This is a genomic window from Burkholderia sp. USMB20 (assembly GCF_000949135.2).
Classification (GTDB): Bacteria; Pseudomonadota; Gammaproteobacteria; order Burkholderiales; family Burkholderiaceae; genus Burkholderia.
In genome coordinates this window covers 89,652-113,123 of record NZ_JTAN02000012.1, presented here as the reverse complement: position 1 = coordinate 113,123, position 23,472 = coordinate 89,652, and the positions used below count along the sequence as shown (strand labels likewise).

The following is a 23,472-nucleotide window of genomic DNA, read 5'->3' as shown; positions in this document are numbered from 1 at the left end:
GATGGGGATGAAGTCGTGAAAACAAAGGCCCGTCGCGCTTACTTCTTCTTGCTGAACATCAGCAGGATCGAGTCCCAGATACGGCCGAAGATACCCGCTTCCGGCACGGCCTGCAGCGCGACGACCGGGAACTCCGACAGCGTCTTGCCGTCGGCGACGATCTTCACGGTACCGACCTGCTGGCCTTCCGCGAGCGGCGCGATCAGCGGCGCGTTGACCTCGACTTCCGGCTTGACCTTGTCGCCCAGGCCGCGCGGCACGGTCACCCACTGGTCGCCCTTCACGCCGACCTGCACGGTGTTTTCCTTGCCCTTGTAGATGCGCGGCGTCGACATCGCCTGGCCGCCCTTGAACAGGCGCACCGCGTCGAACGCGCTATAGCCGTAGTTCAGCATCTTCATGCTGTCCTGCGTGCGCTCGCCTTCCTTCTGCTCGCCCATCATCACCGACACGAGACGGCGCTGGCTGTCGACACCCGGGATCGCGCGCTTCGCCGACGCGATCAGGCAGTAGCCGGCCGCCTGCGTATGGCCCGTCTTCAGGCCGTCGACCGTCGGATCCAGCCACAGCAGGCGGTTGCGGTTGCCCTGGCGGATGTTGTTGTACTTGAATTCCTTCTCCGAGAAGATGCTGTAGTACTGCGGAAAATCGCGGATCAGGTGCGCGGACAGCTTCGCGAGGTCGCCGGCCGTCGTGTAGTGGTTCGGGTCGGGCATGCCGTTCACGTCGGCGAAGTGGGTGCCCTTCATGCCGAGGCGCGCCGCCTCGTCGTTCATCAGCGTGACGAACTGCCCTTCGCTGCCGCCGACCAGTTCGGCCAGCGCGATCGCGGCGTCGTTGCCCGACTGGATGATCATCCCGTACACGAGGTCGTGCACCGACACCGGCTTGTTCGCCTCGATGAACATGCGCGACTCGTCGGTGCCGACGCGGCGTACCGCAACGCTCGGCGTGACGATCTGCTCCATCGAGATCTTCTTCTTGTCGAGCGCCTCGAACACCAGGTAGGCCGTCATCAGCTTCGTCAGCGATGCGGGCTCGACGCGTTCGTCGGCGTTGCCCGATGCGAGCACCGTGTTGCTCGTCGCATCGACGAGCACCCACGAGCGCGCGTTCACGCCCGGCGGCGGCACCGCGCCCGGCATGAAGGTCGCGGGCGCGCCGGTGAACTGCTCGGCGGCGGCGGCCGGCGCGGCATGCGCGGCCTTGGCCTTGGCGGCCGGCTTCGCCTCGGCGACGACGATCGTCGACGCGAGCGCGACGGGCAGCATCACGCCCAGCGCGACGTTGCGCGCGGCGGTGCCGAAGGCGATGGAAGAAGCGAGGGACTTGAGGCCTTGGGGAGACAGACGCATGATCGATTCAGGCTGATGGCAGAAAGTGCGGCGCGAAACGCGCAAGGGTTGAACGGCAAGGCGGCGGGCGTTCCGGCGTTCGTCCGACTGCGTCGGACGGCGCGAAACGCGCCGGTTGGACTCGTGCGGACGCGTTCGGTTCGCGGCCGTCGCGAGCGGGCGGACAGGCGCGAAACGAGCGCCGCATGGGCCCAGCCGGGCCGCGGGCGACGCGAATTGCGGCCATTATACGTGGCCGCGAACGACGTTTTCGGGAACCGTGGCCCGGGTGGCCGCACACCGGCTTCGAGACGATGGCGTGGCTTCGCTGCGAGAGAGGGTGATCGAAGCCGCGCGAAAGGCGTGCGCAGGCGCCGCGCAAGTCGGGGTGCGCCGCGCCGCAGCGGGCATGGGCGACCGTGCCGTGACACGATGCGGCGCGATGTCGCGCGAGCGGCGACATCGCACGCGTGCGGCAGCGGCGCCGCACGCCGGGTTCAGCGCATCAACGCCACGCGTCGACGATGATGCGCTTCAGCACGTGCAGCTTGCGATGGAAGAAATGCTCGGCGCCGGGGATCACGACGACCGGCAGTTCCTGCGGCCGCGCCCAGTCGTAGACCGACGCGATCGGCACCGTGTCGTCGGTTTCGCCGTGGATCACGAGCGTGTTCTCCGGCACTTCGGCGACCTGCCAGCGGCTCGCGGCCGTGCCGACGAACACCATCCGCTCGATCGTCTCGCCCGCGTCGCGCAGCCGCTTCGCGACATGCGACAGCACGAAGGTGCCGAACGAGAAGCCCGCGAGCACGAGCGGCAGGTCCGCATACGCGGGCTGCGCGCGCATGTGCGCGAGCACGGCGAGCAGGTCGTCGGCCTCGCCGACACCGTTGTCGTGCACGCCCTCGGTCGCGCCGACGCCGCGGAAGTTGGACCGGTACACCACGTAGCCGAGCTGGACCAGCGTGCGCGCAAGGGTTTGCGCGACCTTGTTGTCCATCGTGCCGCCGAACAGCGGATGCGGGTGCGCGACGAGCGCGATGCCGCGCGGCGCGGCGCTGGCGTCGCGCATGGCGTCCGGCAGGTCGACCGCGATTTCGATCTGCCCGACCGGGCCGGCGATCAGCGACTTCTGCGTATGAACGTTCATTCGGCCGGCCCGCTCAGATCTTCAGGCGCTCGACGACCTTGCCGTCGCGCAGGTGCGATTCGACGATCTCGTCGATGTCGGCCTGGTCGACGTACGTGTACCACGTGCCTTCCGGATACACGACCATCACGGGCCCTTCCTCGCAGCGGTCGAGGCAGCCGGCCTTGTTGATGCGGACCTTGCCGGGCCCCGCGAGGCCGAGTTCCTTCACGCGCTTTTTCGCGTATTCCTGCATGGTCTGCGCATCGCATTGCGCGCAGCTCGGACGCTCGGCGCCCGGGTCGCGCTGGTTCAGGCAGAAGAAGACGTGGTGCTGGTAGTAGGAATCCATGATGGTGACGAGCGGCCCGGCGCGGTGCCGGGCGGAAAGAGGGGCGATCGCCGTTGCGCGCGGCAACGGATGTGCGGACGATTATAACGAGCGGCGCGCGCCGCTGCCCGCGACCGAACCGCGGCCGCCCTGCCCGGCGTGCCGCGTCAGCGCCGCGGCGCGGCCGGCAGCCACGCGCGCTCGACCCGCTGGCCGAGCAAGATCAGCGCCGCGTAGGGCCAGATCCACGCGAGCCAGCGCGCGATGCTGTTGAAGTGCACGTAGCGGCCCTGCCGCCAGCCCGACAGCGTGAAGTCGAAGAACGGGTTGACGGGCAGCAGGTTGACGAGTGCCACGCCGGCCAGCAGCGCGAGCGCCGCGAGCAGCGCGCGCCACGCGGCCGGCACGCGCAATGCGAGCAGGGCCGCCGCGAAGCCGAGCTCGATGCCGAGCCGCGCACCGGGCGTTGCCCACACGACGACGAGGCCGGTGCTCGACTGCATGAAGGTCGCGGCCGCCTTCAGCGCGAGCGTCGCGACGACGAACCCGATCAGGAGCCGCACGCGCGGCGCGCGCTCGCGCATCGCGAGCGACGCGATCGCCAGCGCGGCGAACAGCATCAGCCCGCCGAGCGCGGCTTCCCACGCGGAGTCGGACAGCCAGCCGTCGACACGCTCGGGCCATTCGCTCACGCGCCACGCGGCCGGCAGCCACGCGAGCAGCGCGTCCTGCATCGAGCCGTCGGCACGTTCCCACAGCGCGGCCGGCCAGTCGCCGATGCCGAACAGGAACGGCGACGGAAACAGGATCGCGAACGGCCACAGTCCGGCGAGCAGCAGCGGCGTCGCGCCGTCGGGCTCGAACCACGCGAAGCGCAGCCGGCGCAGCGCGCCGCGCTCGAGCAGCGCGCCGGTGGCCGGTGCGGCGAGCGCCGCGCCGAGCAGCGCGCCGAGCGCGTTGGCCGCGAGGTCGAGATTCGACGCGACACGCGTCGGCAGGTAGGTCTGCAGCGCCTCCATCGACCCCGACAGCAGCACGCCGAGGCCGCCGACGATCAGCGTCGCGGCCACGCCGCGCCAGCGCGGATGCAGCGCGAGCACGCCGAGGGCGCCGAACGGCAGGTAGCCGAGCACGTTGGTGACCACGTCGAACGCGGTCACATAGCGCTGCATCGGCGCGAACAGGTAGTCGAACGGCCCTATGCCGAGTGACACCCAGCCGTCGAACGGATACAGCGATGCGTAGACGACGAGCGCCGCATACGCGGCGAACGCCTGCCGCGCCAGCGACGACGCGCGCGACGTGCCCGGCGCGCTCATCGCGGCTGCGCGCGGTGCGTCACGGGTTGCCCGCGTACGCCTGCACGCCGACCCACGCGGCGATCTGCGACACGAGCTCGTCGCTCGCGGCCGCGAGCGCACGCGCGCCGCCCTCCGCATCGGGCGTGCTCGACGGCGCGCGCGCGACGAAGGTGCGCTGGCCGAGCACCTTGCCGTCCTGCATCAGCGTCGCGCGCGCGGTGACCGCGCCGTGGCTCTGCGACTGCCCGTCGAACACCTGCTCGAATTCGTTCAGGTCGACCTTCAGCGTCGGCGCGCGCACGCCGTCGGTGCCTTCGAGCACCGCGCCGCGCGACGACAGCGCGCCGCGCAGCCGCTGCGTGAGCAGTTGCGCGGGTGGCGCGGTCCAGCGGCTGTCGCGATAGACGGCCATGCGCTGCGCATCCGCATACGCGAGGCGGTAGACGAACTTGTCCGTGTCGAGCGCGTCGGGCGCGGCGACGTCGAGCACCTTCAGCGCGGGCCCGGTGCCGGCCGTGACGACCGATGCGGCCGGCCCGAGGTCGTAGCGGACGTTCGACAGCGCCGCGGCGTTGCCGGCGCAGCCGGCGGCGAACGCGAGCGTCAGCACCGCGAGCGCGGTCGCGGCCGGACGCAGCGCGCGGTCAAGGATTCGTGGCATGGCATGTTCCTGCATGATGTTTCCGGTTTCGATGGCGTGATGGCCCGGTCTCGCGCCGGGCCGGTCGAGCGGCGGGCGGGCGATGCGCTTCATTTCCCGGCCGCGGCCCCGGCCCCCGGCCAGACGAAGCCCGCCTCGCCGGGCCCGGGCGCGGAACCGGGCGAGCCGAACAACAGACTGCGCGGGTTGCGGCCGAGTTCACCGGCGACGTCCTTCAATTGCCGCGACGCATCGCCGACGCTGCCGGCCAGCGCGTTGAAACGCGGCAGCGTGTCGTACTGGACCCGCGCGTTCAGGTCGTTCAGCGCGACGCCGACCTGCTCGGCAGCCGAGCCGGCCTTGTTCAGGTTAGACACGAGCGGCCCGTTCGGCTGCAGCAGCGTGTTCGCCGATGCCATCGCGCGATCGACCTGGTGCATCGTCTCCGGCAGCGCGGCCACCGCCGGCGCGAGCTGCTTCGACAGCGTCGCCGCGCCGTCCGCCGCGTGCTGCAGGCTTTCGGCCGTCGCGCGCAGCTGCTCGCGCATCTCCGGCGACATCAGCGCGTTCGCGCTTTTCGCCGCCAGCTCGAGCTGCCGCAGCAGCACGTCGCCGCGCTCCTGGATCTGGTCGAACAGGCTCGGGCGCATCGGGATCTGCGCGATCGCCTTCGGCGACGACGGCAGCGGCGCCAGGTCGCGCCCCGTATCCTCGAGCTGCACGAACGCGATGCCCGTCACGCCCTGGAAGCCGAGGCTGCCGTAGGTCGACTGCGTGATCGGCGCGTCGCGATCGACGAGGATCCGGATCCGGATCTGGCCCGGATGCGCGCGATCGAAGCCGATCGACTGCACCTTGCCGACGTCGAGGCCGCGAAAACGCACAGCCGCATCGGGGAACAGGCCCGTCACGTTGGTGCGCGCGAGCAGGTCGTACGGCACGCGCACGGTACGGTCGACGTTGAACCAGAACACGGTGCCCGCGATCGCGAGCGTCAGCGCGATCGTGAACAGGCCGGCCCAGAACGCATGTGATTTGTTTTCCATTCGCGGGTTCCTTGCTTCTTGCCTTGCTTACAGATCGACGCTCGACGGCGCCGGTTCGAGGGCCGCCTTCGGCAGCTTCGCGCGCCGCTCGGGCGGCAGCGCCTGCAGTGCGCGGCGCCCGCGCAGCCCCAGGAAATATTCGTGGATGAACGGATGGTCGACGTTCGCGGCCTCCTCGACGGGAGCCGCGACCAGCACCTTGCGGTCGGCCAGCACCGCGACGCGCGTCGACAGCGCGACCATCGTGTCGAGATCGTGCGTCACCATCACGACCGTCAGCCCGAGCGTGCGGTGCAGCGTCGCGATCAGCTCGACGAATTCGTCGGACGCCTGCGGGTCGAGGCCGGCGGTCGGCTCGTCGAGGAACAGCAGCTCCGGCTCGAGCGCGATCGCGCGCGCGATGCCGACCCGCTTCACCATCCCGCCCGACAGCGCGGCCGGCATCTTCGACGCGTGCTTGCACGGCAGCCCGACCATCTCGAGCTTCAGCATCACGATGTCGTGCAGCAGGTCGGGCGGCACGCGGCCGAGCTCGCGCAACGGCTGCGCGACGTTGTCGAACACCGTCATCGACGAAAACAGCGCGCCCTGCTGGAACAGCATCCCCGAGCGCGTGCGCATCATCCGCGCGGTCGCGTCGTCGATCTTCGACGTGTCCTCGCCGAACACCTTGATCGTGCCCGACGTCGGCCGCTCGAGGCCGAGGATCTGCCGCACCAGCGTCGTCTTGCCCGAGCCCGAGCCGCCGACGATCGCCACGATCTCGCCGCGCCGCACGTCGAAATCGAGCTTCTGGTGAATGATGTTGCGCCCGTAGCGCTTCGTCAGGTTGCGCACCTCGATCACGAGGTCGTCGCCGGGCACGGCGGCGCCCGGCGACGTGCCGACCGAGCCTGCGCCGATTGCCGCGGCATGCGCGCTGGCGGCACCGGCCGCCGGTTCGTTCGACGCGTTCATCCGAGCCCCACGTTCTGGAACAGGATCGCGAACACCGCGTCGGCCAGGATCACGACCGTGATCGACGAGACGACCGATGTCGTCGTCCCTTCGCCGAGGCTCTGCGAGTTCGCCTTGATCCGGAAACCGAAATGACAGGCGACCAGCGCGATCAGCATGCCGAACACGACGCCCTTGCCGATGCCGATGTACAGGTTCGCGATCGGCACGACGCCCGGCAGCGAGCGCACGAAATAGTTGACGTCGATGCCGAGCACCAGCTTCGCGGCGAGCGCGCCGCCCGTGAGCGCGATGATGTTGGTCCACATCACGAGCAGCGGCATCGCGACGCCGAGCGCGAGCACGCGCGGCAGGATCAGCCGCAACCCGTGCGGGATGCCCATCACGCGCATCGCGTCGAGTTCCTCGGTCACGCGCATCACGCCGATCTGCGCGGTGATCGCCGACCCGGAGCGGCCCGCGACGAGGATCGCCGACAGCACGGGCCCCAGCTCGCGGATCACCGACAGCCCGAGGATGTTCACGATGTAGCGGTTCGCGCCGAACATCTGCAGCTGCTGCGCGGACAGGTAGCTCAGCACGATGCCGATCAGGAACGCGACCAGCGCGGTGATCGGCAGCGCCTGCGCGCCGGCGCTGTAGATGTTCGCCGAGGTTTCCTTCCACGGCATCGTCTGCGGGCGGCGCAGCACCGACAGCGCATCGAGGATCACGAGGCCGAACATCGCGATGCCGCCCTGCAGGTGTTCGGCGAACGCGAAGATCGCCTGGCCGAGGCGCGTGACGGGATCGAACCGCACGACGCGCTCGGGCGCCTCGCGCTGGCTGTCGAGGCGTTCGATCCGCTCGAAGATCGTGCGCTGCGTGGCGGACAGCTCGACGCCGGCCGGCAGCTTGCGGCCCCACACGCGCCACAGCGCCTGGCCGCCGACGTGGTCGAGTCGCTCGATGCCGGACAGATCCCATTCGTTCACGCGCCCGGACGCGATGCCCGCGATACGGCGCGCGACCGCACCGCGGTTGCGCGCAAGCGCGAGTGCGGTCCATTGGCCGTACAGGCGCACCGTCTGACCCTGGCCGCCGGCGTCGACCGACAGGCCGGGAGGAGTCTCGAAGTCCAAGGGCGGATTGTTTGCAAAAGGATGACAGCGGCCATTGTAGCGAACCGCCCGGCGCCGCGACGTGAGGATTTCCGTCGGGGCGTGCAGCCGGGCGCGCGTGGCCGGGGCGTCGGGTCGGCAGCATCCGGTTGCGGGTGCCCGGCCCGCCACGGCGCACCGTTCGCCGCCGGACCGGCATGCCGGGCGCGCGACCTTTCATTCTTCCGTCACGTTTCCTTTCGATACTCTCACGCGCCGCACGTCAGGCCGTCGGCGCCCGCGCCGCCATCTCGCGGCGCGCCTCGCGATTCATAGAACAGAACACCGAACAGGACAATCGATGCGTCTCCCCCCGCTTTCCCGCCGCCGCGCGAGCGCCGCCGCCGCGCTCGCCAGCCTCGCCTTCGCCCTCGCCGGTTGCGGCGGCGACGACGTCACCGCTCCGCCGTCATCGCAGACGCAGGCCCAGGCGCCCGCCGGCACGACCGCCACGCTCGCGCTGCTCGAAACGACCGACCTGCACACCAACGTGCTGGCGTACGACTATTTCAAGCTCGCCGCCGACAAGTCGCTCGGCTTCGAGCGCGTGTCGACGCTGATCGCGCAGGCGCGCGCGCAGTACCCGAACACGCTGCTGCTCGACAACGGCGACACGATCCAGGGCACCGCGCTGTCGGACTACCAGGCGCTCGTGAACCCGATCGGCTGCGACCAGACGCTCGCGATCTACAAGGTGATGAACGCCGCGAAGTTCGACGGCGGCGGGATCGGCAACCATGAGTTCAACTACGGGCTGCCGTACCTGTCGCAGGTGACCGGCAACACGTTCGACGTCGACGGGCTGCCGGCCCCTGCACAGCAGAAGAAGTGCGCGGGCCCGAACTTCCCGCAGGTGCTCGCGAACGTGATCAGCGCGAGGACCAACGCGCCGCTGTTCTCGCCGTACACGATCCTCACCCGCACGGTGACGGCCGTCACGCCCGACGGCAAGACCGTCAGCGCGCCGGTGAAGATCGGCATCATCGGCTTCACGCCGCCCGCGATCATGAGCTGGGACAAGCGCTGGCTCGACGGCAAGGTCTACACGACCGGCCTGAAGGAAGCGGCCGAGAAGTACATTCCGGAGATGCGCGCGAAGGGCGCCGACCTCGTCGTCGCGATCTCGCACGGCGGCCTCGACAACACCGCGTACTCGCCGACGATGGAGAACGGCAGCTGGTGGCTGTCGAAGGTGCCCGGCATCGACGCGATGCTGATCGGCCACTCGCACCAGGTGTTCCCGGACGCGAACAGCACCGTGGCGCAGTTCAACCTGCCGGGCGTCGACAAGGCGAAGGGCACCGTCAACGGCGTGCCGACCGTGATGGCCAACTACTGGGGCAAGCATCTCGGCGTGATCAAGCTCGGTCTTAAGTTCGACGGCAAGACTTGGAGCGTCGACAAGTCGCAGACGACCGTCGAGGCGCGGCCGATCCAGAACGCGGACAAGAGCTACGTCGCCGCCGATCCGTCGGTGTCCGCCGCGATCGCCGCCGAGCACCAGGCGACGATCGACTACGTGAAGACGCCGATCGGCTCGACCGACTACCGGATGAACTCATACTTCGCCGACGTCGGCGATCCGGGCGCGATCCAGATCGTCAACGAGGCGCAGGCCGACTACGTGAAGACCTACGTGCAGGCGAACCTGCCGCAATACGCGTCGCTGCCGGTGCTGTCGGTCAGCGCGCCGTTCAAGAGCGGCTTCGGCGGCGGCAGCGACTACACCGACGTCGCGCCCGGCGCGCTCGCGATCAACAACGCGGCCGACCTGTACCTGTATCCGAACACCGTGTACGCGGTGAAGGTGAGCGGCAGCGACGTGAAGAACTGGCTCGAGACGGCCGCGAAACGCTTCAACACGATCGACCCGACCCAGGCGACCGTGCAGCCGCTCGTCAGCAGCTTCCCCGGCTACAACTTCGACATGTTCACGTCCGCCGATCTCGCGTACGAGATCGACGTCACGCAGCCGGTCGGCAGCCGGATCAGGAACCTGACGTACAAGGGCGCGCCGATCGACCCGAACGCGCAGTTCATCGTCGCGACCAACAACTACCGCGCGAGCGGCGGCGGCAACTTCCCGGGCCTCGACGGCAGCAAGACGATCTTCGCGTCGCCCGACGCGAACCGCGACGTGCTGATCGCATTCATCAAGAAACGCGGCGCGATCACGCGCGCGGCCGACGGCGCGCAGCGCAGCTGGCGCTTCACGAAGCTCGCGAGCTCGGTCGCGCACGTGCGGTTCACGTCCGCGCCGAACCGGCTCGGCGACGCGGCGGCTGCCGGCCTGAGCGGCCTCACGCAGGTCGCGGCCGACGACGGCTCGGGCAAGAACCTCGCCATCTACGAGATCGACCTCACGCAATGACCATGAGACCCGCGATGCAACCGATCCGGACGATGCGGCCGGCCGAGGCCGGCTTCACCGCCGCCGTGCGGCGCCTGCTGCGCGCGAAACTCCCACCGGCCGCGTTGCTGGCGGCGGCGGCCGTGACCGTCGCGGCCGTGGTCGCCGCGACCGGCTGGCGCTCCGCCGGCCCGCGCCGAGCGCCGCGCAGCTCGACGAATGGCAGGCGATGGTCGCGCAGGCCGTCGAGCCGCACGCGCTCGCGCAGTTGCGCACCCTCGCGCGCCGCGGGTCGGGCGACGCGCAGGCGCGCTCGCATCGCGCTGGTCGATGCGCGCCGAGCCGGGCTGCGCGACGAGGGACGCGGCTGGCTCGAAACCGCCGCGCAGGCGGACGGCCGTGCCGACACGCCGGCCGCGCGGCGTGCGCAGCTGGCGCTCGGCAAGGCTCTGCTGCTCGGCAGCGGCGACATCCCGAAGGATTACGCACGCGCCCGCGCGCTGCTCGGCGCAGCGGCCGGACAGGGCGATCCGGCCGCCGCGTATTACCTCGGGCTGATCTATCGGAGTGGCTACGGGATCGCGGCCGATCCGGTGCAGGCTGCGCACTGGTTCGAGCTCGCGTCGCGCGCGGACCTTCCGGCCGCGGACTTCATGCTCGCGAACGCGTACCGCGAAGGCAGCGGCGTGCCGCGCGACGAAGCGCGCGCGCTCGCGCTGTATCGCCGGGCGGCGGAACACGAACTGCCGGAAGCCGTGCAGACGCTCGCGATGGCGTATCGCAACGGCGAGCTGGGGCTCAAGCCCGACGCGGACGAATTCCACGCGCAGTGGATCGAAACCGCGCATGCGCTGAAGCACCCGGTCATCGCGCCGTGATGCGCGCGAGCCGCCTGGCCGGGTGCCGTCGCGGCATCCGGCGTCAGGCGGCGCCGCTGCGCGCGGGTCGCTCCAGGCGCATGTACGAGTCGGACACGATCAGTCCGAAGACGATGTGATCGAGCGCGCTCACCCAGCCTCGCGCGTCGGCGAACCACGGGAACAACTGCGTCATGCCGTAGTAGTTGACGACGTACAGCAGCACGCCGAATACGGCCCCCGCCACGCTGGCCATCCCGATGCTCGAATCCAGGCTGAAACACGCGATGATCACGGCCAGGACCAGCGCAAACACGATCGACAACGCGAAGTGCACGCCCAGCGCGGCCAGCAGCGTCCCCACTTCGACCGTGGCCGACGGCGCGAGCGCGTCATCGCCGAAGTAGATGGCCGCGATCATGCGCAGCGGCGCCCACGCGTCGTGTCCGATGATTGCCGCCGCGACGACCTGGACGACGAGGAAAACCGCGCCGGCCACGCACCCGCCGATCACGGCGGCTCGCCACACCGGAATGCGGCGCACGTAATGGTGCGAATGCATGTGGAGTTGCATGGCCACCTCCTTGAAAACGGTCGGCCGCCGCATCAGCGCCGGTGCCTATGCTACGTACCCGCTCGCACCACCGACCATGCCGACTCGAGCGAGTCCATCAGCCGCGACAGGCACACGTCGTCGGGAGCCCGGCGGCATCGGCGATCCGGCGCGTCTTGCGGTGAAGGCGCTCGAACAGGCTGGACGGGCTCGAACCCGAATGAAGCGGGTTCATCGCCATTTCCGTCGATGCGGCAACGACGAGGACGCGCCGGCGCGCGCCGATTCGTCTGCGTTACTGCCGGCAACACCGTCGAACGCGCCGCCAGAGCGGATACTTCGAACGTAGTCGTGCCGGTCTCCAAATTCAAGATGCCGGCCGGCGGCGGTACGCGACTGTGCCGGGTTCGGCAGGCGCAAGCGGCAACAGGCCCGCGGTCAAGCAGGACACCGACCGCGAGCATTCGCGCATCCGTGCAAGCCGAGCCTGAAAAACAGGTAGCCGCGCCGGATGCGCGGCCATCATCGTCGATCTTGCTGCCGGTGCTTCCACGCGCCCCTTGCGCCCCTGTCGCTACAATAGCCACCATGAACGCCCCCACCTCCTCCGACACGCCCGATTCCGGCGACGCGCACATCGCGCGCAACCGGCTCGAGGCGCACCTGGATGCCGCGCCGCGCGCGTGGCCGCTCGACATCGTTGCCGCCACCGGCTCGACCAACGCCGACGTCGCGACGCGCCTCAAGGCGCTGCCGCGCGCCGCGAACGCGCTGCCCGCGCCGCTCGTGCGCGTCGCGTTCGAGCAGACGGCCGGCCGCGGCCGGCAAGGCCGCCCGTGGTTCGCGCAGCCCGGCAACGCGCTGCTGTGCTCGGTCGGCTGCATCGTGCCGCGCCCCGTGGACGCGCTCGGCGGCCTCAGCATCGCGATCGGCGTCGCGCTCGCGGAAGGGCTCGCCGCGCTGCCGCTCGACGCCCGCACGCGCGTCGCGCTCAAATGGCCGAACGACCTGCTGCTGACGGTCACCGACGACGGCACGCCGCGCATCGTCGGCAAGCTCGCCGGGATCCTGATCGAAACCGTCTGGACCACCGCCGACGCGACCGCCGTCGTGATCGGCTTCGGCATCAACGTGCGCGGCGCGGAAGCCGTCGCCGCGCAGGTCGACGCGCTGCGCGCGCGCGAAGCGACGCTCGCGAGCGGGCTGCCGCCGGCCGCGCTGTCGGCCGCGTGCGCATCGGCCAACCTCACCGATACGCTCGCCGCCGCGCTGAACGCGCTCACCCCCGCCCTCGCGCAGTTCGGCACCGACGGGCTCGCGCCGTTCCTGCCGCGCTGGCACGCGCTGCACGCATACGCGGGGCGCGAAGTCGTGCTGCTCGAACAGGGTGTCGAACGCGTGCGCGGCATCGCAACCGGCATCGACGCGACCGGCCAGCTGCTGCTCGACACGCCCGATGGCGTGCGGGCGATCGCGGCCGGCGACGTATCGCTGCGCGAAGCGCAATGAACGAACCGCATCTGCTGATCGACGCCGGCAACAGCCGGATCAAGTGGGCGCTCGCCGACACGCAGCGTACGCTCGTCGACACCGGCGCGTTCGGCCATACGCGCGACGGCGGCGCCGATCCCGACTGGTCGGCCGTGCCGCGTCCGCGCGGCGCATGGATCTCGAACGTCGCGGGTGCCGACGTGGCCGCCCGGCTCGACGCGCTGCTCGACGCCCGTTGGCCCGGCCTGCCGCGCACGACGATCCGCTCGCGGCCCGCGCAATGCGGCGTGACGAACGGCTATACGACGCCCGAACAGCTCGGCAGCGATCGCTGGGCCGGTTTGATCGGCGCGCATGCGGCGTTTCCGGGCGAGCATCTGCTGATCGCGACGTTCGGCACGGCGACGACGCTCGAAGCGCTGCGTGCGGACGGTCGTTTCACCGGCGGGCTGATCGCGCCGGGCTGGGCGCTGATGATGCGCGCGCTCGGCACGCACACCGCGCAATTGCCGACGCTGACCACCGACATCGCGAGCGGGCTGCTCGCGGGTGCGCAGGCCGAGCCGTTCCAGGTCGATACGCCGCGCTCGCTGTCGGCCGGTTGCCTGTACGCGCAGGCGGGGCTGATCGAACGCGCGTGGCGCGATCTCGCCGATGCGTGGCAGGCCCCCGTGCGGCTCGTGCTGGCAGGCGGTGCGGCCGACGACGTCGCGCGTGCGCTGACGCTGCCGCATACGCGGCACGATGCGCTGATCCTGTCCGGGCTTGCGCTGATCGCCGCGGAAGCGGCGGCGCAGGATTGACGAAAAACCGGCCGGCATCGCGCCGACTGAACGACCGAACGACTGAACGACTGAACGACTGAACGACTGAACAACGACGAGGAGTGTCGACGATGCTGCGCTGGCTGATCGCTGTTCTCTTTCTCGCGAACCTGCTCGCGTTCGTCGCCGTGCGCGGCGTGTTCGGGCCGCTGCCGGCGGCCGGTCCGCGCGAACCCGGCGTGCTGTCCCGGCAGGTGCGGCCCGAGGCGCTGCATGCGATGCCGCTCGCGCAGGCGGCCGATCAGCCGGTGATCGGCGGCCCGATCGGCGCGCCGGCCGTCCGGCCGAGCCGTTCGCGGCATCCGCGCCCTGACGGCGCGGCACCCGCATCAGGACTGCTGCGCGCGCACCTTCTTCAGCAGCGCGGTGGTCGAGCGGTCGTGCTCGAACGGAATCGCGAGCGCCCGCCCGCCCCAGCCGCGCACGAGCGCCGATTCCGGCAGCGCGTCCATGTCGTAGTCGCCGCCCTTCACGAGAATGTCCGGACGGACGGCCTCGATCAGCGATACCGGCGTCTTCTCCTCGAACTTCACGACCCAGTCGACGCTTTCCAGCGCCGCGAGCAGCGCCATGCGGTCTTCCTCGCGGTTGATCGGCCGGTCATCGCCCTTGCCGAGCATGCGCACCGACGCATCGCTGTTCACGCCGACGATCAGGCATGCGCCGAGCGCCTTCGCGTCGGCGAGATAGGTGACGTGGCCACGGTGCAGGATGTCGAACACGCCGTTCGTGAACACGACGGGCGAAGGCAGCGAAGCGCGCAGCGCAACCAGGGCGTCACGGGTGATCAGCTTGCGTTCGAAGGTAGCGGGCATGATGGATTTCGGATGGCGTGAGCGGCGCGCGGTGCACGTCGCGACGGAACACGGCGGCGCCAGATAAAAAGCCCGCCGGATCGCCGGGCGGGCTTCATGCGGGAATACGGGGCGGCGAGCGCGGCCGGCGGCGCTTCACGCCGGCTGCGACGCCGCGCGGCCTCAGGCCGGTTGCGCGGCCGACGACGGGCCGCTTTCGGACTGCAGGCGGCCGGTGACTTCCTTGCGATAGCGGTTCAGTTCCTGCGCGGTCGCGAAGGTTCGCTCGAACAGGATCGACAGGTTGTGCAGGATCCGCTCGACGACCTTCTTTTCCCACTCGCCGTCGAAACGGATCTGCTCGTCGAGCCAGCGCTCGAGCCATTCCGGATCGGGCAGGCGCGACTGCACGGTGTCGCGCGGGAACAGCGCCTGGTTCACGTGCAGGTTGGTCGGGTGCAGCGGCTTCTCGGTGCGGCGCGCCGACGCCATCAGCACGCCGATCTTCGCGAACGCCGCGCGCGCGACGTCGCCGCAGTTGTTCAGCGCCTTCTTCATGTAGCGCAGGTAAGCGCCGCCGTGGCGCGCTTCATCGCGCGAGATCGTTTCGTAGATGTGCTTGATGACCGGCTCGGTGTGCCAGTCGGCCGCGCAGCGATACCAGTGGTTCAGGCGGATCTCGCCGCAGAAGTGCAGCATCAGCGTCTCGAGCGGCGGCGCCGGGTCGAACGCGAAGCGCACCGCGTGCAGTTCCTCTTCGGTCGGCACCATTTCCGGCCGGAAGCGGCGCAGGTATTCCATCAGCACGAGCGAATGCTTCTGCTCCTCGAAGAACCACACGCTCATGAACGCGGAAAAGTCGCTGTCGTGCTGGTTGTCGCGCAGGAACATTTCCGTCGCGGGCAGCGCCGACCATTCGGTGATCGCGTTCATCTTGATCGTCTTCGCCTGCTCGTCGGTGAGCAGCGAAGCGTCGAACTTGTCCCACGGAATGTCCTTCTCCATGTCCCAGCGGACAGCTTCGAGCGACCTGTAAAGTTCCGGATAAAGCATGGTGTTCATGATGGTCCCACCCCTGTTCTGCGCAATGCGACTTCTCTAAACGTGACTGTTGCCGCGCGGGCGCGCGAACGCGCTTTTTGCAGCCAAGACTCTAATTTTACGCGTGAATCCAGCCCCCGGACGCAGATTCCGCGTTCGGCAGCCGGGCGGCCGCGCCGCCGCCTTGAAGCACGCCGCGACCCCGCTCCGCTCGAACGGAACCGACCGCGCGTGCCTGATGTGGGGGCCGGCGCAGGCCGGCTCGGTGGCGAGCCCGCCCGGCGCCACGCGGTCCCCGGACGGGTTCCCGTGCGACCGCCGGACCGGCGGGCTGCTCGATATGGTGTATACGGCGGCGGCCATGATAGCACGCACACATGACGGTTCCGAGACGCGGAACCGGTCGCGGGCCGCCAACGGCGGTGCGGCGATCGGTCGCAGGCCCCGTCGCGAAAACGCAACCGAAATGTAAGCTGGGTCGCTTTCGGGCCTGCCCGGGCCTGTCGGTCAGACCCGTATTTCGCCTGTCGCGAGACCGCCTTCGGGCGGCGTGCCGGCCGCCGGCGCACTGCCGCCGTCGGCCCGGGCGATCCAGTCCGCCAGCGTGTCGCGCTGCGCGCGCCCGTCGCGGTAGCCGAGTTCGATCAGCTCGCGCGTGAACGCCTCCTCGAACAACAGGTAGCTCGCGAACGACGCGCCGGCCGGCTGGCTGCCGCCGATCGCGCCGAGCAGCCCGCGCATCGTCGCCGGCATCTGCTTCAGGTGTTTCGCGGCGATCAGCTCGATGCGCTCGGACGGCGCGATCGCGAGCACGTCGACGTGCCGCCAGCCGCTGTCGACTTCGACCTGGTGCGGCAAATGCTCGATCATCCGGTTGATGTGCTCGATCCGCTCGATGTCCGAGCCGATCGAGTCGAGAAACACGCTCGCGAGCACCTGCTGGCCGATCTGCGCGGGCGTCGGGTAACCGCGCACCAGCCCCGAGCCGTTCGCGGCGGGAATTTCGGGCCGCGGATCGGCCGCGCCGACGACGACGATCCGGTCCGCGCCGAAGTGGATCGCCGGCGACAGCGGCGCGACCTGGCGGATCGACCCGTCGCCGAAGTATTCGATCTGGCCGTCGAGCACGAGCGGCACGGCCGGGAACACGAACGGAATGGCCGACGACGCGAGCAGGTGCGACGCCGACAGATCGACGAGCCGCGCGGTGCGCTGCGCGCGCCGCCATGCCTGGATCGGTTCGGCGGCCTGGTAGAAGGTGAGGTGCCGGCCGCTCGAATAGCTGAGCGCCGTCACCGACAGCGCATGCAGCAGGCGGGCCTCGAGCATCTGCTCGATCCGGTGGAAGCTCAGCTCGCGCTGCAGCAGGTGCGCGAGCGGCGCGTTGTCGAGCAGCCCGCGCGGCGAGCGGCGCGCCGCCCAGCCGAAGGTCATCGTCGCGAGCCAGCGTGCGCCCGCCGCGGCGATGCCGAGCCAGTCGGTGCGATACACGTAGTCCGCGCGCAGCGGCTCCCAGAATTCGAGCAGGCGCCGCACGCCGTGCGAAAAGTCGTCAGCATGGCTTGCGATCGACGTCGCATTGATCGCGCCGGCCGATGACCCGCAGACCACCGTGAACGGCACCGTCTGCCGGTTCGGATCGGCCTCGCGCGCGATTTCGGCCAGCGCCTTCAGCACGCCGACCTGATAGGCGGCGCGTGCGCCGCCTCCCATCAGCACGAGCGCGAGCCGCATGATCGACCTGCTATCCGGTTCGCATCACGTCGAGCGCTTCGGCGGACGCGTTTCGGGCGACGAAGCGGCTGCCGCGCGCGCCGCGGCCGAATCGGCCGGCTTCGCGCGCTTCGCGGCCGGCTTGCGCGGCGGGCGGCAGGGCCGGCGCGGGCTGTGCCGCCGCGGCCGTGCGGCTGCTCGGGCGGTGCGGCGTCGTCCGGTGCCGCGGCTGCGCCCCCGCTGCGTCATCGCGAGGCTCGCGAGCTGGTTGAACTGCGCCTGCAGCAGGTTCCACCAGCCGGCCGGATCGAACGCCTGTTGCGCGCGTCGCCAGCGGCGGCGCGTCCGCGGCGGCGGCGTCCGGCGCTTGCTGCGCGTCGGCGCGCGGCGCGGACGCCGTTGCGCGGCCGCAACCGCGCCTCCTCGGCCGCCGACATCGAGCTTTGCGCGAACGCGCCGAACGCGCGCAGCGTCGCGAGCGTCGCGCGCTGCACCTCGAGTGCCTGGATCGCGGACTGCAGCATCCCGAGATTGAGCTTGAGCCATTGCTCGACCGCACGCAGATCGGTGATCCGCTTGTCGAGTTCCTCGACGCTCGTGAGCGGCGCCATCATGTCGGACATGCTCGACAGCGAAGGCGGCAGCCCCGACGCGGTGCCGGGAAACGACGCCATCCCGCCGAACGGCGTCATCCGCATCATGTCCCACATCCGGTCGAGCATGTCGGCAGGCTTGAAACCGGCAAAGCCGGCGAAAGGATTGGAGCCGGGGGCATCGGTCGTCATACGGGCGTCCTGGTTGACTGGGGGAGCGAAGCGGCCGGCACGGATCGAGCGGCCGCCTTTGGTTCGATCATAACGCGCGTCAGAACGGTGCGTCGCCGGGGAAGTCGGGCGGGCGCCGCTCGCGCAGCGAGCGGATGCCTTCCTGCACGTCGGCCCCGGAGAAGCCCATGAATTCGAGCGCGAGCGACGTATCGAACGTCGGCCCGGCGCCGCGCAGCCAGTTGTTCAGCGCGTACTTGGTCCAGCGGATCGCCGACTGCGATCCGTGCGCGAGCCGCTCCGCGACTTCGTACGCCTTCGGCAGCAGGTCGGCCGGCTCGACCGCGAGCGACACGAGGCCGATCCGCTCGGCCTCCTCGCCGCTCACCGGTTCGCACAGCAGCAGGTAGTACTTCGCCTTCGCCATCCCGCACAACAGCGGCCACACGATCGCCGCGTGATCGCCGGCCGCGACGCCGAGCCGCGTATGGCCGTCGATGATGCGCGCGTCCTTCGCGGCGATCGAGATGTCGGCGAGCAGCCCGGCGACGAGCCCCGCGCCGACGGCCGGGCCGTGCATCGCGGACACGATCGGCTTGCTGCAGTTGATCACGTTGTAGACGAGGTCGCGCGCCTCGCGCCACACGCGCGCGCGCACGTCGAAGTCGTTCGCCATCGCCTCGACGAGCGCGAGATCGCCGCCCGCCGAAAAGCCCTTGCCCTCGCCGCGGATCACCGCGACGCGCGTGTCGGGATCGCGGTCGACGTCGCGCCAGATGTCGGCGAGCTCGCGATGCATGCGCTCGTTCGCAGTCGCGAGGCCGCTGCGGTTCGCGCCCTCGCCGCTCATCACGATGTCGAGCACGCCGTGATCGCGGCGTGTCACCTTCAGTGCTTCGTAACCGCCGTATGCGGCGAGATCGGCCATGCGCAGCTCCCGGGTTCTCGAGACGCCTGAAGCGCCTGAATCGAGTGTAGCCAAGCCCGCGCGGGCAAACATCAGGCGAAACCCGGCGCGCGGGCCGGGGCCGGGTTTCGCGTCGGCTGGCGCGTTTGCGTCAGGCCGCGCCGTCGGGCGGGGCGACCGCCTGCTCGATCGCGCCGAAGATCGACTTGCCGGCCGCGTCGAACATCTCGATGCGCACGGTGTCGCCGTAGCGCATGAATTCGGTCTGCGGCGCGCCGTGCTCGATCGTCTCGAGGCAGCGCTTCTCGGCGATGCAGCAGTAGCCGCGCTTCGCGTCCTTGTTCGACACCGTGCCCGAGCCGACGATCGAGCCGGCACGCAGGTTACGCGTCTTCGCCGCGTGCGCGATCAGCTGGCCGAAGTGGAACACCATGTCGGTGCCCGCGTCGGGCTGGCCGACCTTCCTGCCGTTCCAGTGGACGATCATCGGCCGGTGCACGCGGCCTTCGCGCCATTCGTCGCCGAGCTCGTCGAGCGTCACCGCGACCGGTGCGAACGCGGTGGCCGGCTTGCTCTGGAAGAAGCCGAAGCCCTTCGCGAGTTCGGCCGGAATCAGGTTGCGCAGCGACACGTCGTTCACGAGCGTGACGAGCCGCACGGCCTTCAGCGCGTCGTCCGGCGATGCGCTCATCGGCACGTCGCCGGTGATCACCGCGACTTCGGCCTCGAAGTCGATGCCCCATTCCTCGGACGGACACATGATGTCGTCGCGCGCGCCGAGGAAATCGTCGCTGCCGCCCTGGTACATCAGCGGATCGGTCCAGAACTCCGGCGGCATCTCGGCGCCGCGCGCGCGCCGCACGAGCTCGACGTGGTTCACGTACGCGGAGCCGTCGGCCCACTGGAACGCGCGCGGCAGCGGCGCCATGCAGTTCGCCGGATCGAACGCGAACGCGTTGCGTGCGCGGCCGTGGTTCAGCGCGTCGTACAGGTCGCGCAGTTGCGGCGCGTAGAACGCCCAGTCGTCGAGGACGCGCTGCAGCGTCGGTGCGATCGCATCGGCGATCGCCGCGGTGTGCAGGTCGCGCGACACGACGATCAGCTGGCCGTCGCGCGTGCCGTCCTTCAGCGATGCAAGTTTCATGGGGTATCTGCCGTTTTAGTGACGATGGAGGGAATCTATTTTACGATGGTGAATCCGTGCGGCGCGCCACGATCGTGCGCGCCGTTTTCGTCCCGACCCTTGCCGCCTTGTCGCGCCCCCGTTGCCCATGCCTGCCAGCCCGCTTCCCGACGACGATCCCGCCGATTCCGACACCGACGACACCGGCGCCGGCGAACACGGTGAAGGCGGCGAGAAGCTCCGTTCCGGCATCCAGTCGATCGAGGTCGGCTTCCGCCTGCTCGATGTGCTGACGAGCGAGCCGCGCGCGATGATGCTGCGCGACCTCGCGCAGCGCGCGGGCATGAGCCCGGCGAAGGCGCACCGCTACCTGGTCAGCTTCTCGCGGCTCGGCGTCGTGTCGCAGGATCCCGTGTCGGGCCGCTACGAACTCGGCGGCTTCGCGCTGCAGATGGGGCTCGCGCGGCTCGCGCGCGTCGACGGCGTGAAACTCGCGCGGATCGCGCTGACCGAGTTGCGCGACCGCGTCGACCAGACGGTCGGCATCGCGGTGTGGGGCAACCAGGGACCGACGATCGTGCACTGGATGGAATCGAGCCATCCCGCGAAGGCGTCGCTGAAGCTCGGCGACGTGATGCCGCTGCTCGGCTCCGCGACGGGCCTGCTGTTCGCCGCGTACCTGCCGCGCAGCAAGACCGCGGCGATGCTCGAACGCGAACTCGCCGACACGCGCCGCTCGCCGCATCACGGCGGCCCGCGCACGCTCGACGAGGTCGAGGCGGTGCTCGCCGACGTGCGTGCGCATCAGGCCGCGCGCGTCGAAGGGATGCTGCTGCCGACGATCCATGCGTTCTGCATGCCGGTGTTCGACGCGGTCGGCGAACTCGCGCTCGCGATCGTCGCGCTCGGCCAGGAAGGCATGTTCGACATCGCGTGGGGCGGCGAAATCGACACCGCGCTGCGTGCCTGCGCGCAGAAACTGTCCTACGAACTCGGCTATAGTCCGGACGCGCGCGACGCCTGACACGCCTGACACGCCGGGCGCGCTACACACGTGCGACACCCGCGCGATGTACCGCGAACGCGCGGCGCATCCGGCGGTCCGACGGCTGTGACGCGCGCTGCGCGCCGCGACCGCCCCAACCCTGTACCGTTTCGCCGATGCCGCCTGCCGACACCCGTCCTCGTCACGCCCCGCCCCGCCGCTGGCTGCGCGTGGGCATCGCGCTCGTGGTCGTGCTGGTGCTGCACGCGCTCGCGGCCTTGTGGCTGACGCGCAGCCGCGACGCGTTCACGCCGCCCGCGCCCGCCGCGATACCGGTGCAGATCGAATTGCTGAAGCCGCAACCGATCGAGCGCCAGCCTGCGCCGAAGCCGGCCGAACATCCGGCCGCACATCCGGCCGAGCAGGCGCCGGCGAAACCGGCTCCCCGCCACGCCGAAGCCTGCACCGAAGCCCGCGCCGTCGCCGAGCCGGTCCTCACGTCGACGCAGACGGCCGAGCACGGCGAGCCGCCGCGCCGCCGCTCCGCCGCGAGCGGCACGACAGGCGCATCCGGCGCGCACGCGCATCGTCCGCGATGCCGCCAGTGGCGCCAGTGCGCGACGCCGGGCCCCGCGACGAGCGGCGGTGAAGTTCGCGGCGCCGCCGCCCGGCGACCTGCAGTACGACACGTTCTACAACGGGATGCAGAACATGATCGGCACGATCCACTGGCGCACCGACGGGCGCACCTACGATCTGTCGGTGTCGATGCCGGTGCCGTTCGTCGGCCCGTTCTCCTACCGGAGCGAAGGCCGCATCGACGCGTTCGGCGTCGCGCCCGACCGCTATGTCGAGAAGCGCGGCAAGCGGCCCGAGGACATCGCGATCTTCAACCGCGAGATCCGCCAGGTGGTCTTCACGCGCACGCCGAACAACGCGCCGCTGCCCGACGGCGTGCAGGATCGCTTCAGCATGCTGATGCAGCTGTCGGGGCTCGTGCGCGGCAATCCGGCCGCGTACAAGCCGGGCGTCACGCAACAGTTCTTCGTGATCGACAACAACAGCGGCGAGACCTGGCCGATCACGGTGATCGGCGACGAGGACGTGCAGACGCAGGCCGGCATCATCCGGGCACGCCATTTCATGCGGCTGCCGCGCCGCGACGGCGACACGCGCCGCATCGACATGTGGCTCGCGCCGTCGCTCGACTGGCTGCCCGCGAGGCTCGTACAATCGGAACCGAACGGTTCGCAGATCGAGCTGCTGTGGCACGGCCGGCTTGCCCCGCCGGATGCACCGACCGCCGGCGCGACGCAAGGCGCAACGAAGGAAGGCGCAACCAACGCGCCTGCCAGCGCACCGGCCGCGGAGCCGGCACAACCCACGCCGCCGCCCGCCGTGCAACCGCCCGCGCCAGCGTCTGCACTGCCGGCCTCGGCGCCGGCCGCGCCGTGACGATCGACCAATCGGCAATTTCGACCGATTAAAGGACTTGCCGAAATGGCCGATGACACTCTTTAACAACTATTTCAGTCCACCGGATCACAATAAGAAACGTTTGATAGACATTGGTTTCTAACCGATACACCCCACGCAAACGGGAGAACGGGGTGTGCAGCGCAAGCCCCTTGAAACCGGCACAGCCCGCCCCACCTACGGGACAACAAGGCCAGATGCCACTGCGAAGAGGAGTGCCGCCATGCAAATGATCTACAACAGCCCCAACTACTGCGTCGTCGAATTTGCGCCGCAGGCCGGCCACCATCTGATGAATGCCGGCGGATACGAAATCGTCGACAAGAACGCCCAGCGCGAGATCTTCATCGACGGCGAGCTCGCCGAGCGATTCCGCGCGCACGTGAAGCAGCTGATCGAGGATGAACCGTCGCTCGACGAAGTGGACGAATTCCTCGGACAGTTCGACAGCCTGATGATGATGCCCGTCGTCCTGCACTGACGACCCGCGGCCCGGCGCATCGCCGGGCCATTCGCCGCACTAAGCGGCGCCGCGAGCACTCCGATCCAAGCCCCCGTCCGGTTCGCCGGGCGGGGGTTTTCGTTTGGTGCCACCGGTGCGCGCCTCGCACACAGGTACGCGCGTTCATTGCGCGCAGACCGCGCGCACGCAGGCATCGGGCCCGCACCGTTGCCTGCACCACGACCGTGCGCGCCACCCGCATGCCGCGCCGGGCG

Annotated in this window: 19 protein-coding genes and 4 pseudogenes; 8 read left to right on the top strand and 15 right to left on the bottom strand. The window is 70.0% G+C overall.

Translation table 11 applies throughout. The features are described from left to right. Window positions 1-38 precede the first annotated feature (38 nt). The 8 genes from PL79_RS13670 to PL79_RS13635 form a co-directional block, all read right to left on the bottom strand. On the bottom strand, window positions 39-1,355 hold the full coding sequence (locus PL79_RS13670) for a D-alanyl-D-alanine carboxypeptidase family protein (RefSeq protein ID WP_044846757.1): 1,317 nt from the start codon (window positions 1,353-1,355) through the stop codon (window positions 39-41). Between the two features lie 484 nt (window positions 1,356-1,839). After that, window positions 1,840-2,484 carry an alpha/beta hydrolase gene (locus PL79_RS13665; RefSeq protein WP_044846758.1) on the bottom strand — a complete coding sequence of 215 codons (645 nt, stop codon included), beginning with the start codon at window positions 2,482-2,484 and terminating at the stop codon, window positions 1,840-1,842. 13 nt (window positions 2,485-2,497) lie between these two features. Next, window positions 2,498-2,815 (bottom strand): (2Fe-2S) ferredoxin domain-containing protein, encoded by a 318-nt coding sequence (locus tag PL79_RS13660; RefSeq protein WP_044846759.1) that lies wholly within the window; start codon window positions 2,813-2,815, stop codon window positions 2,498-2,500. Between the two features lie 146 nt (window positions 2,816-2,961). After that, window positions 2,962-4,113 carry a VanZ family protein gene (locus PL79_RS13655; RefSeq protein WP_044846760.1) on the bottom strand — a complete coding sequence of 384 codons (1,152 nt, stop codon included), beginning with the start codon at window positions 4,111-4,113 and terminating at the stop codon, window positions 2,962-2,964. Window positions 4,114-4,132: 19 nt separating this feature from the next. Further along, window positions 4,133-4,756 (bottom strand): ABC-type transport auxiliary lipoprotein family protein, encoded by a 624-nt coding sequence (locus tag PL79_RS13650; RefSeq protein WP_044846778.1) that lies wholly within the window; start codon window positions 4,754-4,756, stop codon window positions 4,133-4,135. A gap of 89 nt (window positions 4,757-4,845) precedes the next feature. Then, on the bottom strand, window positions 4,846-5,781 hold the full coding sequence (locus PL79_RS13645; RefSeq protein ID WP_044846761.1) for an MlaD family protein: 936 nt from the start codon (window positions 5,779-5,781) through the stop codon (window positions 4,846-4,848). A gap of 27 nt (window positions 5,782-5,808) precedes the next feature. Next, window positions 5,809-6,738 carry an ABC transporter ATP-binding protein gene (locus PL79_RS13640; protein WP_044846762.1) on the bottom strand — a complete coding sequence of 310 codons (930 nt, stop codon included), beginning with the start codon at window positions 6,736-6,738 and terminating at the stop codon, window positions 5,809-5,811. Then, on the bottom strand, window positions 6,735-7,859 hold the full coding sequence (locus tag PL79_RS13635) for an MlaE family ABC transporter permease (protein ID WP_044846763.1): 1,125 nt from the start codon (window positions 7,857-7,859) through the stop codon (window positions 6,735-6,737). The genes PL79_RS13640 and PL79_RS13635 overlap by 4 nt, the downstream gene beginning before the upstream one ends. 319 nt (window positions 7,860-8,178) lie before the next feature. On the opposite strand from PL79_RS13635, the gene PL79_RS13630 reads away from it, so the two are divergent. Further along, complete coding sequence (locus PL79_RS13630) at window positions 8,179-10,248, top strand: bifunctional 2',3'-cyclic-nucleotide 2'-phosphodiesterase/3'-nucleotidase (RefSeq protein ID WP_044846764.1); 2,070 nt, start codon at window positions 8,179-8,181, stop codon at window positions 10,246-10,248. A gap of 14 nt (window positions 10,249-10,262) precedes the next feature. After that, a pseudogene (locus PL79_RS13620) lies at window positions 10,263-11,105 on the top strand (tetratricopeptide repeat protein). Window positions 11,106-11,148: 43 nt separating this feature from the next. On the opposite strand, the gene PL79_RS13615 reads toward PL79_RS13620, so the two are convergent. After that, window positions 11,149-11,658, bottom strand: a complete 510-nt coding sequence (locus tag PL79_RS13615; RefSeq protein WP_044846766.1) for a hypothetical protein — start codon at window positions 11,656-11,658, stop codon at window positions 11,149-11,151. 567 nt (window positions 11,659-12,225) lie between these two features. On the opposite strand from PL79_RS13615, the gene PL79_RS13610 reads away from it, so the two are divergent. The 3 genes and pseudogenes from PL79_RS13610 (at window position 12,226) to PL79_RS37030 (ending at window position 14,265) form a co-directional block, all read left to right on the top strand. Continuing rightward, window positions 12,226-13,146: a biotin--[acetyl-CoA-carboxylase] ligase gene (locus PL79_RS13610; protein WP_044846767.1), complete on the top strand. Its 921-nt coding sequence runs from the start codon at window positions 12,226-12,228 to the stop codon at window positions 13,144-13,146. Next, on the top strand, window positions 13,143-13,931 hold the full coding sequence (locus PL79_RS13605; RefSeq protein WP_044846768.1) for a type III pantothenate kinase: 789 nt from the start codon (window positions 13,143-13,145) through the stop codon (window positions 13,929-13,931). The genes PL79_RS13610 and PL79_RS13605 overlap by 4 nt, the downstream gene beginning before the upstream one ends. A gap of 92 nt (window positions 13,932-14,023) precedes the next feature. Further along, window positions 14,024-14,265: pseudogene (locus PL79_RS37030) on the top strand (hypothetical protein). Between the two features lie 16 nt (window positions 14,266-14,281). Here PL79_RS37030 and rfaE2 read toward each other — a convergent pair. From rfaE2 to PL79_RS13565, 6 genes and pseudogenes are all read right to left on the bottom strand, one after another. After that, complete coding sequence (gene rfaE2 / locus PL79_RS13595; protein WP_044846769.1) at window positions 14,282-14,767, bottom strand: D-glycero-beta-D-manno-heptose 1-phosphate adenylyltransferase; 486 nt, start codon at window positions 14,765-14,767, stop codon at window positions 14,282-14,284. A gap of 162 nt (window positions 14,768-14,929) precedes the next feature. After that, window positions 14,930-15,808, bottom strand: a complete 879-nt coding sequence (locus tag PL79_RS13590) for a ferritin (protein WP_044846770.1) — start codon at window positions 15,806-15,808, stop codon at window positions 14,930-14,932. 486 nt (window positions 15,809-16,294) lie between these two features. Continuing rightward, window positions 16,295-17,521 carry a patatin-like phospholipase family protein gene (locus PL79_RS13580; protein ID WP_044846772.1) on the bottom strand — a complete coding sequence of 409 codons (1,227 nt, stop codon included), beginning with the start codon at window positions 17,519-17,521 and terminating at the stop codon, window positions 16,295-16,297. 24 nt (window positions 17,522-17,545) lie between these two features. Beyond that, window positions 17,546-18,285: pseudogene (locus tag PL79_RS13575) on the bottom strand (PhaM family polyhydroxyalkanoate granule multifunctional regulatory protein). A gap of 79 nt (window positions 18,286-18,364) precedes the next feature. After that, the gene (locus PL79_RS13570) at window positions 18,365-19,192 is read right to left on the bottom strand and encodes an enoyl-CoA hydratase/isomerase family protein (protein WP_044846198.1); all 828 of its coding nucleotides are present in this window, start codon (window positions 19,190-19,192) and stop codon (window positions 18,365-18,367) included. A 130-nt stretch (window positions 19,193-19,322) separates the two neighbouring features. After that, entirely contained in the window at window positions 19,323-20,315 is a 993-nt protein-coding gene (locus PL79_RS13565; protein ID WP_044846197.1) for a fumarylacetoacetate hydrolase family protein, read from the bottom strand. 127 nt (window positions 20,316-20,442) lie between these two features. On the opposite strand from PL79_RS13565, the gene PL79_RS13560 reads away from it, so the two are divergent. From PL79_RS13560 to PL79_RS13545, 3 genes and pseudogenes are all read left to right on the top strand, one after another. Further along, window positions 20,443-21,318: an IclR family transcriptional regulator gene (locus PL79_RS13560; protein WP_044846196.1), complete on the top strand. Its 876-nt coding sequence runs from the start codon at window positions 20,443-20,445 to the stop codon at window positions 21,316-21,318. A gap of 137 nt (window positions 21,319-21,455) precedes the next feature. After that, window positions 21,456-22,734: pseudogene (locus PL79_RS13555) on the top strand (DUF3108 domain-containing protein). A gap of 244 nt (window positions 22,735-22,978) precedes the next feature. Continuing rightward, the gene (locus tag PL79_RS13545) at window positions 22,979-23,236 is read left to right on the top strand and encodes a BTH_I0359 family protein (protein ID WP_006477667.1); all 258 of its coding nucleotides are present in this window, start codon (window positions 22,979-22,981) and stop codon (window positions 23,234-23,236) included. Window positions 23,237-23,472 lie beyond the last annotated feature (236 nt).